Annotated in this window: 14 protein-coding genes; 11 read left to right on the forward strand and 3 right to left on the reverse strand. The window is 64.1% G+C overall.

The window, feature by feature from the left end; all coding sequences use genetic code 11:
* Positions 1-195 precede the first annotated feature (195 nt).
* Positions 196-348, forward strand: coding sequence for a hypothetical protein (locus tag NVV93_RS12575; protein ID WP_258250985.1), 153 nt, complete (start codon positions 196-198; stop codon positions 346-348).
* Positions 349-552: 204 nt separating this feature from the next.
* Positions 553-768 (forward strand): ribosome modulation factor, encoded by a 216-nt coding sequence (rmf, locus tag NVV93_RS12580; RefSeq protein WP_258250986.1) that lies wholly within the window; start codon positions 553-555, stop codon positions 766-768.
* Positions 769-998: 230 nt separating this feature from the next.
* Here the strand turns inward: rmf and NVV93_RS12585 are convergent, their stop codons facing one another.
* Positions 999-2,027: a quinone-dependent dihydroorotate dehydrogenase gene (locus NVV93_RS12585; RefSeq protein WP_258250987.1), complete on the reverse strand. Its 1,029-nt coding sequence runs from the start codon at positions 2,025-2,027 to the stop codon at positions 999-1,001.
* A 77-nt stretch (positions 2,028-2,104) separates the two neighbouring features.
* Positions 2,105-2,326, reverse strand: coding sequence for a DUF2835 domain-containing protein (locus tag NVV93_RS12590; RefSeq protein ID WP_258250988.1), 222 nt, complete (start codon positions 2,324-2,326; stop codon positions 2,105-2,107).
* A 130-nt stretch (positions 2,327-2,456) separates the two neighbouring features.
* Here NVV93_RS12590 and NVV93_RS12595 point away from each other — a divergent pair, with 130 nt between their 5' ends.
* Positions 2,457-3,329 (forward strand): hypothetical protein, encoded by an 873-nt coding sequence (locus NVV93_RS12595; protein WP_258250989.1) that lies wholly within the window; start codon positions 2,457-2,459, stop codon positions 3,327-3,329.
* A 179-nt stretch (positions 3,330-3,508) separates the two neighbouring features.
* Here the strand turns inward: NVV93_RS12595 and NVV93_RS12600 are convergent, their stop codons facing one another.
* Positions 3,509-8,368 carry an NAD-glutamate dehydrogenase gene (locus tag NVV93_RS12600; protein ID WP_258250990.1) on the reverse strand — a complete coding sequence of 1,620 codons (4,860 nt, stop codon included), beginning with the start codon at positions 8,366-8,368 and terminating at the stop codon, positions 3,509-3,511.
* Between the two features lie 275 nt (positions 8,369-8,643).
* Here NVV93_RS12600 and pxpB point away from each other — a divergent pair, with 275 nt between their 5' ends.
* The 8 genes from pxpB to NVV93_RS12640 all read left to right on the forward strand — a co-directional run bounded on the left by pxpB (position 8,644) and on the right by NVV93_RS12640 (position 17,320).
* A complete protein-coding gene (gene pxpB, locus NVV93_RS12605; protein ID WP_258250991.1) occupies positions 8,644-9,366 on the forward strand; it encodes a 5-oxoprolinase subunit PxpB in 723 nt (240 codons plus the stop codon).
* On the forward strand, positions 9,363-10,286 hold the full coding sequence (locus NVV93_RS12610; protein ID WP_258250992.1) for a biotin-dependent carboxyltransferase family protein: 924 nt from the start codon (positions 9,363-9,365) through the stop codon (positions 10,284-10,286). Before pxpB ends, NVV93_RS12610 begins: the two co-directional genes overlap by 4 nt.
* A gap of 181 nt (positions 10,287-10,467) precedes the next feature.
* On the forward strand, positions 10,468-11,427 hold the full coding sequence (locus tag NVV93_RS12615) for a MoxR family ATPase (RefSeq protein WP_258250993.1): 960 nt from the start codon (positions 10,468-10,470) through the stop codon (positions 11,425-11,427).
* 93 nt (positions 11,428-11,520) lie between these two features.
* Positions 11,521-12,462: a DUF58 domain-containing protein gene (locus NVV93_RS12620; RefSeq protein WP_258250994.1), complete on the forward strand. Its 942-nt coding sequence runs from the start codon at positions 11,521-11,523 to the stop codon at positions 12,460-12,462.
* Positions 12,459-12,953: a DUF4381 domain-containing protein gene (locus NVV93_RS12625; protein ID WP_258250995.1), complete on the forward strand. Its 495-nt coding sequence runs from the start codon at positions 12,459-12,461 to the stop codon at positions 12,951-12,953. Before NVV93_RS12620 ends, NVV93_RS12625 begins: the two co-directional genes overlap by 4 nt.
* Positions 12,946-13,974: a VWA domain-containing protein gene (locus NVV93_RS12630; RefSeq protein ID WP_258250996.1), complete on the forward strand. Its 1,029-nt coding sequence runs from the start codon at positions 12,946-12,948 to the stop codon at positions 13,972-13,974. Before NVV93_RS12625 ends, NVV93_RS12630 begins: the two co-directional genes overlap by 8 nt.
* Entirely contained in the window at positions 13,971-15,692 is a 1,722-nt protein-coding gene (locus NVV93_RS12635) for a VWA domain-containing protein (RefSeq protein ID WP_258250997.1), read from the forward strand. The genes NVV93_RS12630 and NVV93_RS12635 overlap by 4 nt, the downstream gene beginning before the upstream one ends.
* Complete coding sequence (locus NVV93_RS12640; RefSeq protein ID WP_258250998.1) at positions 15,689-17,320, forward strand: BatD family protein; 1,632 nt, start codon at positions 15,689-15,691, stop codon at positions 17,318-17,320. Before NVV93_RS12635 ends, NVV93_RS12640 begins: the two co-directional genes overlap by 4 nt.
* Positions 17,321-17,578 lie beyond the last annotated feature (258 nt).

Raw genomic sequence — 17,578 nt, forward strand, 5'->3', positions numbered from 1 at the left:
CCCGGGTTGAACAATCGCGGTCCACCCGCGATTGCGCGACATGACCTGTCGCTCGCCGACAAATATTCGCCGGACGAAAGCCGAACCCGGTTCAACCGGGACCAGCGTTAAACACCGCTAAAGAACCTAGCAACACGCCAAGCTTAGGGCCGCTTGCCAACAAAGGGCGAATGTTGCGCGATCGGATTACCGGCCATGAGTGACAAAACGCCGCATTTGCCCCCCTTCGTCGGAATAAATACGAAGTATTCCTATGTTCCAGCGAAGCGCTCCAGCCGTTGGGAAGGCCCTAATGTCGGGGGCTGGATGGAGTTGGCCGCCACCATCGCCTATGCCCTTATGGCCTGACCCTGATAATCGTTACGTCCTTATGACAAATTGATCGTTCCCACGGGAGGTCGCATTGGTTAGAAATCAACTCAGGTCATGACCGCAACGGTCATGGCAGGAGGCCCGTAACGCCGGCAACGGGCCGCTCTGGTAGAGGCCATCTACCAGGCCTCGACTCGGGGCTAACAGGACATAACAGTCAACAAGTGAGGGCAACACCCTATGAGAAGACTTAAGCGTGATCCTTTAGAACGAGCTTTTCTGCGCGGTTATCAATACGGCGTACATGGTAAATCCCGCGAACTGTGTCCTTTCACTCTTCCGTCCGTCCGTCAGGCCTGGATAAATGGCTGGCGAGAAGGTCGCGGCGATAACTGGGACGGCATGACCGGAGCCGCCGGTCTTCATCGACTTAACGAACTCAACGCAGTCGGCTAGTTAAGGAGCCCGACTTCAGGTTTACCAAGCGCGCCCCATCCGGGCGGCGGGCGAGAGCCCAGGGCTCCTTCGGGAGCCCTTTTTAATGCTTGCGATTTTTAGCTTTTGTAGGGTGGGTTAGCCGCGTAGCGGCGTAACCCACCAGCGCCGCGCCCTGAACATATGCATCCAACCTGCTCGGTGGGTTACGCCTACAGCTAACCCACCCTACGAATCTGTGATTTAGTGTTTTAGCGTTTGCCGGGCAAGGCGCCGATGGCATCCACCGCTTCGCGGATCAATGCCGGACCTTTGTAGATAAAGCCGGAATAAATCTGCACCAGGCTCGCCCCGGCGGCGATTTTCTCGGCCGCATGCGCGCCCTCGGTGATGCCGCCCACCGCGATGATCGGCAAGCGACCACCCAGTTCACTGGCCAATACCTTGACGATATGGGTGCTCTTGTCGCGCACCGGAGCACCGGACAAACCACCCGCCTCATCGCCATACGGCAAACCGGCCACGCCTTCACGAGCCAAGGTGGTATTGGTGGCGATCACCGCGTCCATACCCGCCTCGACCAGCGCCCGCGCGACTTCGATGGTTTCCTCGTCGCTCATGTCGGGGGCAATCTTGATGGCCAGCGGTACGCGTTTACCGTGCTCGGCGGCCAAATCTTCCTGGCGCTGGCGCAGCGCTTCGAGCAATTGCTTGAGCGAGTCGCCGAACTGCAGGCTGCGCAGCCCAGGGGTATTTGGTGAACTGACGTTGACGGTGATGTAACTGGCGTGGGCGTAGACCTTATTCAGGCCAATCAGGTAGTCGTCCACCGCGCGCTCGACCGGTGTGTCGAAATTCTTGCCGATATTGATGCCCAGCACGCCCTTGAACTTGGCGGCCTTGACCCGCGCCAGCAGGTGGTCGACGCCATGGTTGTTGAAGCCCATGCGATTGATGATCGCCTCGGCTTCGGGCAGGCGAAACAGGCGCGGCTTGGGATTGCCCGGCTGCGGACGCGGCGTCACGGTGCCGATCTCGACAAAGCCGAAACCCAGCTGGGCGAAGCCGTCGATGGCATCGCCGTTCTTGTCCAGGCCCGCAGCCAGACCGACCGGATTGGGAAAGTCCAGGCCCATCACGTTCACCGGCAACGACCGCGGCATTTTGCCCAGCAGGCCATTGAGACCCAACCGACCGCCCGCACCGATCAAGTCGATGGACAGCTCATGGGAGGTTTCCGGGGACAGGCGGAACAATAACTGGCGGGCCAGGGAGTACATGGGCGGGCTTAGCTCGGGCGGCGTTGGGGGCGGCGATTATAGCCGCCCCGGCCGCCAGCACGCGAGGCGCGGGACACTCAGTCGAGCGGGCGCAAACTCAGCAATTCGCCGGCATCGCTGAATTCCAGCGCGAAACTACCGTAGACACCGGCATGACTGAGGTAAGGACGCAGATGATGGACCGGCAAACTGATCCGCCGGCCATCACGACTGTGCAACAGAACGCGGTTAGCCTGCCCGCGGTAAACGGCCTGCCAACGTTCGGCCGGGATGGCGATATCCAGCACCAGACTGGCCATGGAAAATCCTCGCAAATGAGGCTGGCATCTTGCCACAAGGGCGTTGCAGCGGCCTGCAGGCAGTTATTGCTGCCGTGCAGCAGGAGAATTCCTCTGCCACACTGGCACCATCGTTTTGGAGTCCCCGACCATGATTCTGTCCGAGCAGCCGCAGAACTTCTCCGCGCGCCTGAGCACCCTCGCTCAGCGCCTGGGGCTGGGCGGCCGCGCGCTCCGCGCCCTGCGCGAGCGGGCCAGCAGGTTGCAGTTACCGTTTCAGCCGTTGCCGACGCCGCAGCCAAGTATTTGGTGGCAGGCCGGGCCGCAATTGCAGCGCCTCGGCAATCTGCCACGCAGTGCGCTGTCCGGTCCGGTTCAGGATGACAAGGCCGATGCTCACGCCCTACTGATCGGCGTGGTCAAACAAGAGCTACAACACCTCGACAGTTTCGACCTGCGCCAGATCGACGGCCTCGGCGGGGGCAGTGCAGCGCCCGTCTATACCAGCCTCGAAGAGTTTGCCGCCACGCCGGCCTGCCGCGGGCAGCGCATCATCAGCTACAAGGATTTTCTCAAAACCATCAGCCTCGCCCTGCCGAACTTTTCCGCCAGCGAACGGATTCAGCTGCGCTCGACCGCTTGGCACGGGTCGCGGGTCTACTGGGCCGGCGAACGGCAGATCGAGGCGTTCAGCAGCGCCATCGTCTATGCCCGGCTCCGTGGGCTAAATGTCACGCTACCGGCCGATCTCATCCACTACAGCGTCAACGCTGCTGGCCTGGATGCCCTGCAGGCGTGCTATCACGTGCTCGCCATGCCGGTGCAGGCCTGGAGCGAACCGGCCTTCATGGCCTTGCTGCTCGACAATGGTTTGCCCTACGCACGGCTGAGCCTGATCCACAGCCCCGGCGCACCGGAAATCCTCCTGCTGCCGCGCCAGAGTGCCGAAGCCACGGCTCTCGGCGAAGGCCTGCGCCTAGCCGGCGCCAGCGACGTGGTGACCTACCTGCGCTCGCTGGCATAAAAGCCCCGTTTTTTTTATGGCTATGTGCCGATTACAGTGTGCACCGCGCTTTTGTAGGGTGGGTTAGCCGCGTAGCGGCGTAACCCACCAGCGGTGCCGACCTGAACATCAGTGTCCAGCAGAGTCGGTGGGTTACGCCTACGCCTAACCCACCCTACGGATCAGCCGAGGACTCGCGATCAGGCTGCCAATACATGCTGGGCGCTCTGCGCCAGATCCATCAGCTCGCGATTGGCCACCGCATACATGGCGTAATCGGTGCTGGTCGAGGCGCGCAGCTCGGTCAACATCGCGCGCCAGCGCTCCACCAACGGCCGATGCTGCTGCAGCCAGAGCTGCATCCGCGACTCCATATCCACCGGCGCATCAGGCATCTGCAACACCGCCACGGTGATGGCGCGCTGTTGCCAATCCAGATCATCGCGGAAGGCTTCACGCGCCAAGGCCTGCCAGTTGCTTTCCACCGGCAGGCTGGTGATCTGCTGCAGATACCAGGTCAGATCCAGCGCGCTGCCGACCGCGAAGTGCGCCTTGGCCACCAGTGCGGGACTCTGCCCGGTGACATCGGCGGCCTCGATGATCGGCAACAAGGTGTACAGATGGCTGACCCCCGCCACCATGCGCGCCAGCAACTCCGGCACGCCAGCGTCGACGAACGACTGATAGCGCGCCTGCCACTGCTCCAGCGTCGGCCCTTCGAGCAGTTCGTTGAGCTTCAGGCCCAACGCTGCCACCTGCGGCCCAAAATGCGCCACATCGCGGCCAGCATCGAGATTGTCGCGGCGGCTACGCAAAAACCAGCGGGTCGCGCGCCGGCCCAGACGCATCAGCTCTTCCATCAGCTGCAACTGCACGTCGGCGGCGACCTTGTAGTCCAGCGTCTCGATCTGGCGGAACCAGTGCGGCAGATGGAACACGTCGCGGACGATCACATACGCCCCGGCGACGTTGGCCGCGCTCTGCCCGGTGGACTCCTTGAGGCGCTGCACGAAGGTGATGCCCATGTGATTGACCAGGTCGTTGGCGATCTGCGTGCTGACGATTTCACGCTTCAGGCGATGGCGGCGCATCGGCTCGCCAAATTTCTCTGCCAGCAACGGCGGGAATGCGGTTTCCATTTCACGGATCAGGTAGTCGTCGTCTGGCACCAGCGACTTGATCAGCGACTCCTTGAGGTCGATCTTGCTGTAGGAGATCAGCACCGACAGCTCCGGCCGGGTCAGGCCCAGGCCGTTGGCCGCACGCTCGGTCAGCTCCTCGTCGCTGGGCAGGAACTCCAGCGCGCGATCGAGCTTGCCGGCCGCCTCAAGCGCGGCAATCAGGCGTTTGTATTCGCCGATCCGTTCCCGCGCCCGGCGCTGCGCCAGGGACAGCGCCTGGGTCTGCTTGTAGTTGTTGCCGAGCACCAGGCCACCCACCGCTTCGGTCATCTCGACTAGCAAGCCGTTGCGCTGTTTACCGGTCATGTCGCCGGCAGCGACGATCTCGTTGAGGAGAATTTTGATGTTCACCTCGTGGTCGGAACAGTCGACGCCGCCGGCGTTGTCGATGAAGTCGGTATTGCTCGCCCCACCATTCAAACCGTATTCGACGCGGCCGAGCTGGGTCATGCCGAGGTTGCCGCCCTCGCCCACCACCTTGGCACGCAGCTCGCGACCGTCCACGCGCAGCGCGTCGTTGGCCTTGTCGCCAACATCGGCGTGGCTCTCCCGACTGGACTTCACATAGGTGCCGATGCCGCCATTCCAGAGCAGATCGACCGGCGCCTTGAGCAGCGCATTGAGCAGTTCGGTGGGCGCCAGCTTGTCGGCGGTGATGTCGAAGCGCTTCTGCATCTGCGGGCTGATGGCGATGCTTTTGGCGCTGCGCGAGAACACCCCGCCGCCCGCGGAAATCAACCCGGCCTCGTAGTCGCTCCAGTTCGAGCGCGGCAGATTGAACAGCCGCTGGCGCTCGACAAAGCTCTTCGCCGGGTCCGGATTGGGGTCGATGAAAATATGCAGATGGTTGAAGGCCGCGACCAGCTGCAGCTTGTCCGAGAGCAGCAAGCCGTTGCCGAACACGTCGCCGGCCATGTCACCGATGCCGATCACCGTGAAATTGTCTTTCTGCACATCGATGCCGCGCTCGCGGAAGTGCCGCTGCACCGACACCCAGCCGCCCTTGGCGGTGATGCCCATGCCTTTATGGTCGTAACCCGCCGAGCCACCTGAGGCGAACGCGTCGCCCAACCAGAAGCCGTATTCGCCGGCGATGCCATTGGCGATGTCGGAAAAAGTCGCCGTGCCCTTGTCGGCCGCCACCACCAGATACGGATCGTCCGCGTCATGACGCACCACGTTGGCTGGCGGTACCACCGCGCCTTCCTTGAGGTTGTCGGTGATGTCCAGCAGACCGGAAATAAAGATCCGGTAGCAGGCGATGGCCTCGGCCTGGATCTCGTCGCGGTTGCCGCCCACCGGCAAGCGCCGCGGAATGAAGCCACCCTTGGCGCCGACCGGCACGATCACCGCATTTTTCACCTGCTGGGCCTTGACCAGGCCGAGTACCTCGGTGCGGTAGTCCTCCTCGCGGTCCGACCAACGCAGACCGCCGCGGGCGACCTTGCCACCGCGCAGATGCACGCCCTCAACGCGCGGCGAATAAACGAACACCTCGAACAGCGGCACCGGCTTGGGAATGTCCGGAATCTGCCGGGGGTTGAGCTTGAAGCTGAAATAGCTCTTCGCCGCACCGGTGGCGTCCGGCTGATAGAAGTTGGTACGCAGGGTGGCTTTGATCAGGTCCAGATAACGCCGCAGGATGCGGTCCTCGTTGAGTACGGAGACATCGTCGAGGGCGGCGAGAATCGCCTGTTCGAGCTTGTGCTGCTTGTCCGCCAGATCGCCGGCGCTGAGCTTGCGCGCCAGGTAGAAGCGGGTCTTGAACAGCCGCACCAACTCGCGGGCGATGTCGATGTGGTTGACCAACGTGCTGGCGATATAGCCCAGATCGAAGCCCAGACGGATCTGCTTCAAATACCGCGCATAGGCGCGCAGCAGCGCGACATCGCGCCAGGGCATCGCCGCGGTGAGCACCAGACGATTGAAGCCATCGTTCTCCGCGGCGCCGCTAACGATCTGCACGAAGGCGTCCTGGAAGGTGTCGTTGAGCTGCTGGAGATCGACATCCAGCCCTTCGGCGTAGGTGAAGGCGAAGTCGTGAATCCAGAATTGCCGGCCGTTCTGATGCTGCAGGTGATAGGGAAATTCGCCGAGCACGCGCAGGCCGAGATTCTCCAGAATCGGCAACACGTCAGACAGCGCCAGCGGCGTATCGGCGTGGTACAGCTTGCAGTGCAGCTGCTGCTCATCGACCGCCAGCGGCTGGTAGAAGCTCATCACCAACGGGCGCACGTCCGACAGGCTGAGCACGTGCTGCATGTCGACCACCGCCGAGGACGCGGCGAAGCGCTCGCGATAACCGGCGGGGAAGCTTTTCGGAAAATCGGCAAGCACCCGCGTGCCCTTGGCTTCGCCGAAACTCTCGACCACCAGCCCGGCGAAATCGTCCTTCCACGAGCGGCAGGCCTGGATGACTTCGCGCTCCAGCTGCTGCGGGTCGATGTCCAGCCTGGTCTGCGGATCGACGCGCAGGATGAACTGCACACGTGCCAGCAGCGACTCGGAGAAGTAGGTCCAGAACTCGCAATCGCTGGCATGCAGGCGGTCGACCAGGACCTGCTGGATGCGTAGCCGGGTCTCGGTCGAGTACACGTCACGCGGCACGTAGGCCAGCGCGTAGACGAAGCGGCCGTAGGGGTCCTTGCGCAAGAACAGGCGGATCTTGTTGCGCTCCTGGATCTGCACGATGGCCAGCGCGGTGTTGTACAACTCGTCGACCGGCGTCTGGAACAGGTCGTCGCGCGGCAACACCTCGAGCACCTTGACCAATTCCTTGCCCAAATGCCCTTCGGCGCTGAACCCCGAACGTTTCTCCACCGCGGCGACCTTGCGGCGGATGAACGGAATCTCGCGCACGCTCTGGCTGTAGACCACCGAGGTATAGATGCCCATGAAGCGGCATTCCTTGACCACCTTGCCCTTCGCGTCCAGCGCGCGGATCGAGACGAAATCCGGGTACGCCGGGCGATGCACGCGACTCGGCATCGCGGCTTTGGCGAACGACAGCAGCAACGGCTCGCGCAGGTAATCCAGCGCATAGCTCTGGATATGCAGGTCGCTACTGGAAAGCCCGCTACGCAGGCGCTTCGACAGGCCGAGTAGCGAGCCTTCGTCGTAGCTGATGAAGCCGCCGCCGGCTTCCTCGTGCACGGTGAACTCTTCATAGCCGAGGAAGGTGAAGTGGTTGTCCAGCAACCATTCGAGAAACACCTTGATTTCGCCCAGTTCGGCCGGGTCGACCTTGAGCTTGGCGCTGCCCAGCCAGGCCAGCAGATCGCGGGCCTTGGTTTTCATCGGCTCGAAATCGGCGACCGTCAGGCGCACATCGGCGAGCACTTCGAGCAAACCGTTCTCCAGCGCACGCCGCTCTCCGGCACTGGCGCAGCGGTCGATCTCCAGGAACATCAGCGATTCGTGGCGCACGTCCGGGCCCGTCGTGCCCTTGGGCAGGACTTCCAGCAACTGCCCCTGGCTGTCGCGACGCACGCTCAGCACGCTGGTCTGCAGGGTGTGAATGCTGTGGCCGCGGCGGCTCACCTCCATGCGCACCGAGTCGACCAGGAACGGAATATCGGCATGCAGCACTTGAATGGCGGTATGCGTGGATTGCCAGCCGTGCTTCTCGTAGTCCGGGTTGTACACCTGCACCTGCGGCTGCGCCGGATCGAAGCGTTCCAGCAAGCGCCAGGCCGACAGCGTGCAGCCAACCAGATCGGACAGACGTCGTTCGCCTAGTTCATCGAGGGCGACAATGCCGAAGAATTGCTCGGCGAACAGGGCCATCTGCGGCAACCCTTGCTCGCTGACGTGCTGCGCCAGGGCCGTTTGCAGCTGTTGCTGGAAATCGACGCGGCTGGCGGCGGTGAAGAACGACATGCTGATACTCCGCTGAACGTGGTGTTTCGGGGAAGCAGCGGCGACCGGGTCGGACGCCGGGCTTGCAAGCAGTCTAGGTGACCACTGACCGCCCGGACTGCGGAGCGACCATGCGGTCACGAACAGCTTAGCGAGGCCACCGGCGAGCAAGCTTTTCAGGCTGCGACATATTCGTTCATCGCGCGGTCCGCCCGGCGTCATGCATCATGGCGGCCTGCAGCGCGCAATCGGCCATGGCTCGGTTGGCGCATCCACTGCGAGGCTCCGGAGGATCGATGAGCACGCCGCACCTGCGCCTTGAAGTCGCCGCGCTCGACTGTTTTATCCTGCGGCTATTCGACAGCATCGACGAAGCCAACATGCCCTGGCTGCTCGCCGCCGCGCAGCAGTTGCGCCAGGCCTTCGGCGCCGGGCTGATCGAACTGGTGCCCTCCTACACCACGCTGTTGCTGCAATTCGACTTACTGCAGCTGACTGCCGCACAGGCGCGCGAACTGATCGCCGCGAGCCTCGCAGACTTGCAACCACTAGCGGCGGGCGGCGGCCGCCAGCTGACGCTGCCGGTCTGGTACGACCGCCGGGTCGGCCCGGAGCTTGATCTCTTGGCGCGACGCAGCGGGCTGACGGTCAGCGAGGTGATCCATCGCCACAGTGCACACCGCTACTGCGTCTTCGCCCTCGGCTTCGCGCCCGGTTTCGCCTTTATGGGCCTGGTCGTGCCGGAGTTGGCCAGCCCGCGCCTGGACACCCCGCGCCAACGGGTAGCAGCCGGCAGCGTGGGGATTGCCGAGCGGCAGACCGCCGTCTATCCGTTGCTGTCACCGGGCGGCTGGAACTTGATCGGCCGCACTCCGACGCGTTTGTTCGACCGCGAGCTGGACGGCTACAGCCTGCTGCAACCGGGCGATCAGGTCCGTTTCGCCGCCATCGAACATGCCGAATTCATTCGCCTGGGCGGCGACGACACGCCCCTGGCGCAGACGCAGGGCGCGTCATGAGCGGTCTACTGGTGGAACGCAGCACGCCGCTGGTGCAGCTGCAGGACGGCGGGCGTTTTGGCGTCCGGCACCTGGGCGTCACCCAAGGCGGAGCGCTGGATTGGATTTCCCATTACTGGGCCAACTGGCTGCTCGGCAATGATCTTAGGGCGCCAGTCATCGAAATCCCGCTCGGCGGTTTTGCCCTGCTGTGTCTGCAGGACAGCCACCTCGCCCTGGCTGGTGCCGACTTGGCCGCGACCCTCGACGACCAACCCCTGACACCTTGGCGCAGTGTGGCCGTGCGCGCCGGGCAGCGTTTGCAGTTCAACGCGCCGCGCTGCGGTGCGCGCGCCTACCTCGCCACGCCCGGCGGCTTTGCCGTGCCGGCAGTGCTGGGCAGCTGCTCGACGGTCAGCCGCGAAGGCCTTGGCGGCCCCGATGGCCAGGGCCGCGCGCTGCAAGCCGGCGACCGCTTGCACTGGGCCGTTGCTGCACCGCGGCTGCGCAGCATGGACAACCGCGCGCGCCCCGACTTCTCCACGCCGCCGACCCTCGAGCTGATCCTCGGCGCGCAATACGGCGAATTCAGCGGCGTCAGCCTGTTCGAGTTGTTCAATAGCGATTGGCGCCTCGATAGCCGCGCCGACCGCATGGGCATGCGCCTGCTCGGCGCGCCCTTGCGCTATCAAGGGCGGCCGATGATTTCCGAAGGTATCCCGCTTGGCGCGGTTCAGGTGCCGCCTGATGGACAGCCGATCGTGCTGTTCAACGACCGGCAAACCATTGGCGGCTACCCGCGTCTCGGCGCGCTCAGCCCACACGCTTTGGCCCGACTCGCGCAATGTCTGCCGGGCGAGACGGTGCGCCTGCGCCCGAGCGATCAGGCAAGCGCCATGCACGAGCATCGGCGCCTGCTTGCCCAATGGGCGACTGGGTAGCGCTCGCTAGACTGAGCGCGCAACGGTTTGGCGGCCCGCTCGCTACCGTCCGGTCGCCAGGCGTGAGGTTCGATCGGCAAGTGCGCACTGGCGGTTAGTCGCTGCCGGTGCAATCGATTAAAGTAAGCGTCCCAGCGGCCCCTGCGCGGGTTAGCAGTTGCACTCATTCAGGACATCCCCGATGGATCACCGTGAATCTCTCCTGACCCTGCGAAACTTTCTGGCTACGCAGATTCTCGGTCAGGAAAAGCTCATCGAACGCCTGCTGATCGCCCTCCTCGCCGACGGCCATCTGCTCGTCGAAGGCGCCCCCGGACTGGCCAAGACCAAGGCGATCAAAGAGCTGGCCGAAGGCATCGAAGCCGAGTTCCATCGCATCCAGTTCACCCCCGACCTGTTACCTGCGGACATCACCGGCACGGAGATCTACCGGCCGGAAACTGGCAGCTTCGTGTTCCAGCAAGGACCGATCTTCCACAATCTGGTGCTCGCCGACGAGATCAACCGCGCGCCGGCCAAGGTCCAGTCGGCACTCCTCGAAGCCATGGCCGAGCGTCAGGTATCGGTCGGTCGCTCGACCTACGATCTGTCGCCGCTGTTTCTGGTAATGGCCACGCAGAACCCGATCGAACAGGAAGGCACCTACCCGCTGCCGGAAGCCCAGCTCGATCGCTTCCTGATGCACGTGAAGATCGGTTTTCCCGACGCTTCGGTGGAACGCAAGATTCTCTCCCAGGCGCGTGGCGATGCGCTGAACGGCGAAACCAAGCCGGAGCACCGGGTCAGCCAGCACGCGATCTTCGCCGCGCGCAAGGAAATCCTCGGCCTGTACATGGCCGACGCGGTGGAGGAATACCTGGTGCAGCTGGTGATGGCGACCCGCACGCCGGGCAAGTTCGATCCGGAAATGGCCGAGTGGATCGCCTACGGCGCCAGCCCGCGCGGTTCCATCGCCCTGGACCGCTGCGCGCGCGCCCATGCCTGGCTGGCCGGCCGCGACTTCGTCAGCCCAGAAGATATTCAGGCGGTGCTGTTCGACGTGCTGCGCCACCGCATCATCCTGTCGTTCGAGGCGGAAGCCGCCGGTATCGATCAGGACCGCGTGATCCAGCGCGTGCTCGATGTGGTCGCGGTGGCCTGATGCTGGCGCGCGCCGCTGTGTTGGACTCCCCATCCCTCTTCCCTATACGGGAGCGGGCGTCTTTCTGCGCCGCGTTCTAGGGTCCCGCTCGCCATGCACATTCTTCCCAGTCAACCCGGAGTCCGCGCCAACCTCGCCGAGCTGATCGACATGCGCCATCGGGTGCGCGAGGTGCAGCTGTTCTCCACGCCGAGCCGGCGCAGCCCGTTGGTGGGCCTGCATCACTCCAAGCTGCGCGGCCGTGGGGTGGACTTCGATCAGGTGCGCGTCTATCAGGCCGGCGACGATGTGCGCACCATCGACTGGCGCGTCACCGCGCGGACGCAGGAGCCGCATACCAAGCTGTTCCACGAGGAGCGCGAGCGGCCGATTTACATCATGGTCGAGCAGAGCCAGCGGCTGTTCTTCGGCAGCGGCCAGGTGTTCAAATCGGTACTCGCCGCGCAGGCCGCGGCGCTGATCGGTTGGGCCGCGCTGGCCCACAACGACCGGATCGGCGGGCTGGTGTTTGGCGATGTCGAGCACCATGAGGTCAAACCACGGCGCAGCAAGCAAAGCCTGTTGCAACTACTCAACCGTTTGGTGCGCGCCAGTCAGGCTCTGCACAGCGAAATCCCCGCCAATCGCGAAGCCTTCAGCCAAGCCCTGCGCCGTGCTCGCGAGGTTCTGCGGCCTGGCAGCCTGGTGATCGTGCTGTGCGATGAGCGCGCCCTGACCGACAGCACCGAGCAGCAATTGACCCTGCTCGCCCGGCATACCGATCTGGTCTTGTTCCCGCTTTCCGACCCGCTCGATCACGCCCTACCGGCGGCCGGCCTGCTGAATTTCAACGAGCGTGGCGCGCAGATCGAACTGGACACCCACAACAGCGAGCTGCGCCAGGCCTACCGCAGCCTCGGCGAAGCCCGCGAAACTCGCTGGCAGCGCCTGGCGCAGAAGCTTGGCGTACCGTTGCTGCCGCTGAATACCCAGACTGAACTGGTCGAACAGCTGCGTGACTACCTGAATGCCCAGCGGCCCAGAAAAACGCCATGAATACGCTCGATAAGCTCGAACCGCTGATCGCCCCGCCGCCGATTCCCTGGTGGCCGCCGGCGCCTGGCTGGTGGGTACTCGCGGCGCTCGTGCCACTGCTGCTCTGGGCACTGTGGCACTGGCGTGGTCACCTGCCGCTGCAACCGCGTCGGGCCGCTGGCGAATTACCGCTCGACCCGCAGCGCCAGGCCGCTCTGGACGAGCTGGCGAGCCTGCGCAAACCCTACGATGGCGCGCCGGCCGGGCCCTGGTTGCAACAGCTCAATGGCTTGCTCAAGCGCCTGTGCCGCAGCCATTACCCAGAAAACCACAGCCACACCCTGAGTGGTCGCGGCTGGCTGGCGTTTCTCGACAGCCGTTGCCCGGCGGCCGGTCTGACTCGCTGGATGGTGTTGGTCGAAGGCGGCTACCGCCCGCAATGCAGCCTCGATGACAAGGCGGTGGATGGCCTCTATCACGCCGTCGAAATCTGGATTCGCAAGCATGTTTGAGTTCGCCTGGCCATGGGCCTTCCTCCTCGTACCGCTGCCCTGGCTGATGCGCTGGCTGCTGCCGCCCGCCCCCAGCGGCGAGGCGGCGCTCAAAGTCAGCTTCCTCAGCGACCTGGAAACCCTGGCCGGTCGTCGCGCGCGGGCCAACCTGCCGAATTGGCGCCAGCAAGCGCCGTTCATTCTGCTCTGGCTGTTGCTGCTGCTGGCTAGCGCGCGTCCCGAGTGGATTGGCGAGCCGTTGCCGGTTCCCGCTACGGGCCGCGATCTGCTCGTGGCGGTGGATGTCTCCGGATCGATGGATTACGCCGACATGCAATGGCAAGGCCTCGACGTCAGCCGCCTGACGCTGGTCAAGCATCTGCTCGGCGATTTCATCGAAGGCCGCCGGGGCGACCGCGTCGGGCTGATCCTGTTCGGTAGCCAGGCCTATCTGCAGGCGCCGCTGACGTTTGACCGCGCCACCGTACGCACCTGGCTGGACGAGGCGCTGATCGGCATCGCCGGCAAAAACACCGCCATTGGCGATGCGATTGGCCTGGCGGTCAAACGTCTGCGCCAGCGGCCGGCGCAGAGTCGCGTGCTGGTGCTGGTGACCGATGGCGCCAGCAACGGCGGTGAGATCGAGCCGCTCACCGCCGCGCGCCTGGCTGCCGAGGAAGGGGTGAAGATCTATCCGATCGGGATTGGCGCCGATCCCGAGCAAAGTACCCTGGCCGGCTTCGGTTTCAATCCGACTCTCGATCTGGACGAAACGACCCTCAAAGCGATTGCCGAACAAACCGGCGGCGAGTATTTCCGCGCCCGCGATCAGCAGGAACTGCAGAGCATCGAAGCCACCCTCGATCGCCTGGAGCCAGTCGAGCAAGCCCACACCCAAGCGCGCCCTGCCCTGGCCCTGTACCCCTGGCCGCTGGCTAGCGCGCTGCTCCTGAGCCTGTTGCTGGCGGCGCGGGAATTCTGGCCGCACTGGCAGCAGCAGTGGCTGAGCCGGCGCCCGCAGTGGTTGCGGAGGCGCACATGAACGCGCTTTGGCCCCATTGGCAGCGACCGCTTTGGTTATTGCTGGTACCGCTCTTGGCCGGCTTGCTGTGGCTGCTCTGGCATCGGCAGAAACGCATCGGACGCTGGCAGATGTTGCTGCCGCCGGCCTTTCATGCGGCGCTACTCAGCGGCGGCCAGGAGCGTGGCAGTCGTTTGCCGTGGATTGCCCTGGGTCTGGCCTGGCTGTTGGCCTTGCTGGCGCTGCTCGGGCCAAGCTGGCAGCGCGTGGAAGTGGCCAGTCAGAAGCGCGCCGATCCGCTGGTGGTGATCCTCGAACTGACTCCAGAGATGCTTGCCGGCGATATTCAGCCCACTCGCCTGGAACAGGCGCGGCGCAAGTTGCTCGACCTGCTCGAAGCCCGTCGCGATGCGCAAACCGCGATCATCGTGTACGCCGGCAGCGCGCATACCGTAGTGCCACTGTCCGACGATATCGCCACCAGCCGCAATCTGCTCGAAGCGCTGAAACCATCGATCATGCCGGTGGCCGGTCAACATGCCGAGCTCGCCGTGAGCAAGGCCATCGCCCTGCTGGAACAGGGTGCGCAGGGTCGCGGCACGCTGCTGTTGATTGGCGCCTCACTGGATGAGGCGGAACGCCAGGGCATCGATCAGGCGCTCAAGCAGCATCGCCTGCCCCTGCATATCCTCGGCGTGGGTACGGCGCAAGGCGCACCAATCGCCCAGGAAGACGGCGGTTTCCTCAAGGACGCGCAAGGCGCGATCCTGCTGCCACGTCTGGATAGCGCGGGGTTGCAGCGCATCGCCGACCAGCACAACGGCCGCTACGCCACGATTCGCCCGGATGACCGCGACCTGCGCCGCCTCGGCTTGCTGGATGGGGCGCACAGTCTGCGCGAGGGCGAACAGACCTGGCTCGCCCGCTGGGCGGATCAGGGCCACTGGCTGCTCTTACCGCTGTTGTTGCTGGCCGCCTGTGCCGGGCGCCGCGGCTGGTTGCTGTGTCTGCCATTACTGCTGCTCGTGCAGGCGCAACCGAGCTATGCCTTCGATTTCGAGGATCTGTGGCTGCGCCGCGACCAACAAGGCCAGCGCCTCCTGGAGGCGCAGAATCCAGCCAAGGCCGCCGAGCGTTTCAGTGATCCGCAATGGCAGGGACTGGCGCTTTATCAAGCCGGAGACTACGCCGCCGCGGCTAGCCGCTTCGCCGAGGACGATACCGCCATCGCTCACTACAACCGCGGTAACGCCTTGGCCAAGGCCGGTGAGCTGGAGGCCGCGCTGGATGCCTACGATCAGGCGCTGGAGCGGCGGCCCGAGCTACAGCCGGCGCTGAACAACAAAGCCCTGATCGAGCAGCTGTTGCGCGAGCAGCAACAACAGCAACCCTCCAGCGACACTGATTCGCAAGCCAGCGAAAACTCACCGCCATCCGCTGCCCAGGGGCAAGAGGGCGAACCGGAGAACTCCACGGCGCCAGCCGAATCAAACCCGGCGCCGGAAAACCCCGGTGAGCAACCGGCGCAAGCGAGCCACAGTGCTGGCAGCGATGATCAGGCGCTCGGCAAGACCGATGCGCAAGACGATGCCCCGGCGCAAGGCGCTGACGAAGGCCTTGACGGTGAAAAACGTCAGGCGATGGAACAATGGCTGCGGCAAATCCCCGATGACCCGGGTGAGTTACTGCGCCGCAAGTTTTGGTACGAACAGCAACAGCATCAGGAAAGCCGCCGATGATCCGCCTGTTTTGCGCCGTTTTTCTCAGCGTTCTGGCGTTTACCGCGAACGCCGCCAGCCTGACTGCCAGCGTCGACCGGGAACGGGTCAGTGAAGGCGAAACCGTCGAACTGACCCTCGAATCTGATGACGTCACTCTGTTCGGCAAACCAGACCTGGCGCCGCTCGACGTACAGTTCGAAGTCATTGGCACCCGCCAGGTCAACCGCCTCTCCACTCAGGAGGGGCAGACCCGCGCCAGCGCCCGCTGGCTGATTACCCTGCAACCCAAACAGATCGGCCGCGTGGTCATCCCAGCCTTGCAGCTGGGCGATATGCACAGCCAGCCGATCAGCTTGCAAGTGCTCAAGGCGGGTACCGAAGGCGAGTCCGGCAAAGTCGCTCCGGTCTTCATCGATGCCAGTCTGGATCAAGGCAGCGTCTACGTGCAGGCGCAAACCGTTCTGACCCTGCGCATCTATCACTCGGTCTCGCTGTACGACGACAGTGATCTGACTCCCCTGCAAATGGACAACGCGCGGGTCGAGCAGCTTGGCGAAACCCGCACCTATGAAAAGCAGATCAATGGCGTGCGCCATGGCGTGATCGAACTGCGCTATGCGATTTTCCCCCAGCAAAGCGGCCAACTGGAGATTCCGGCGTTGATGTTTAGCGCCACCACCGTGGCCCGTAGCCAAGATCAGGTGGAGCCGTTCGGCCCGCAGCCGGGCAAGCTTGTGCGCGTCAAGTCGCCCAAAATCCCCCTGCTGGTCAAAGCCAAACCAGCCAGTTACCCGACCGATGTGCCCTGGCTGCCGGCCCGCTCGGTCACCCTGCATGAAACCTGGAGCCCTGAGCCGAACCAGGTGCAGGTCGGCGATTCGCTGACCCGCAATCTGATGATCAAGGTCGACGGCTTATCCAGCGCGCAGATCCCGCCATTGCCGGCCACCAGCACGGAAGGCTTGCGGCGTTATCCGGACCAGCCCCAATTGGCCAATCAGCCCGGTGAGCGCGGGCTGATCGGCAGCCGCGAAGACCGCGAAGCCTTGGTGCCCAATCGCAATGGCCGCATCGAACTGCCAGCACTGGAAGTGCTGTGGTGGAACACCCGCGAGGATCGCCTGGAGCGCACTAGCCTGCCGGAGCGAACCTTGGAAGTTGCCAGCAACCCGGCATTGCAAGTCGAGCCCCCAGTTGCCACGCCGCCAGCGATGGCCGCAGAAGTACCGCTATGGCCGTGGCAGCTGCTCAGCGCCGTGCTAGCCGGCACCACGCTGCTGGGTTTTGGCTTGTGGTGGCGCGCCCGCCGTCAGCCGGCAATTTTACCCAACGCACAGAATGGTCCGAGCCCGCGCACCCTGCTCGACGACCTCAAGCGCGCCTGTCAGGCCAATGAGCCACACACCACACGCCAAGCGTTGGACGCCTGGGCACGCCAGCAGCCGGAAACGCTGGCCGACATGGCTGCGCGTTTTGTACCGTTGTCGGATGCACTGGATGGTCTGAACGGCGCGCTGTACAGCGAAACCGGTCAGCAATGGCAAGGCGATGAGCTTTGGCGTGCTATTCGCAGCCTGCCCGTCGCCCAGCAGCATCAAGCCACTAATACCGAATCAGGCGGCCTTCCGCCGCTGTATCCGCGCTGAGGGATAAGTCCCAAAGCGTGATCTTGCATGGCTGCGCTTCGATACACCGCAGCTTCGTTGCGTTGCATCAACTCAGCAGCCCACCCACGATGGTCTGGATAGCGCCCTCGACCAGCAGCGCCACGGGTGTTGAACTCTGGCGGCCATCCACCAGCCGATCAAGCCTCCAACGCCGACACGGGTGCCCACCCCGCTGCATCCTGAGGGATAACTCAGGACGTAGAGTTTGCAGGCCTGCAGTTCCCCCGCGCTATTGAA

This window comes from Pseudomonas sp. LS44 (assembly GCF_024730785.1).
GTDB lineage: Bacteria > Pseudomonadota > Gammaproteobacteria > Pseudomonadales > Pseudomonadaceae > Aquipseudomonas.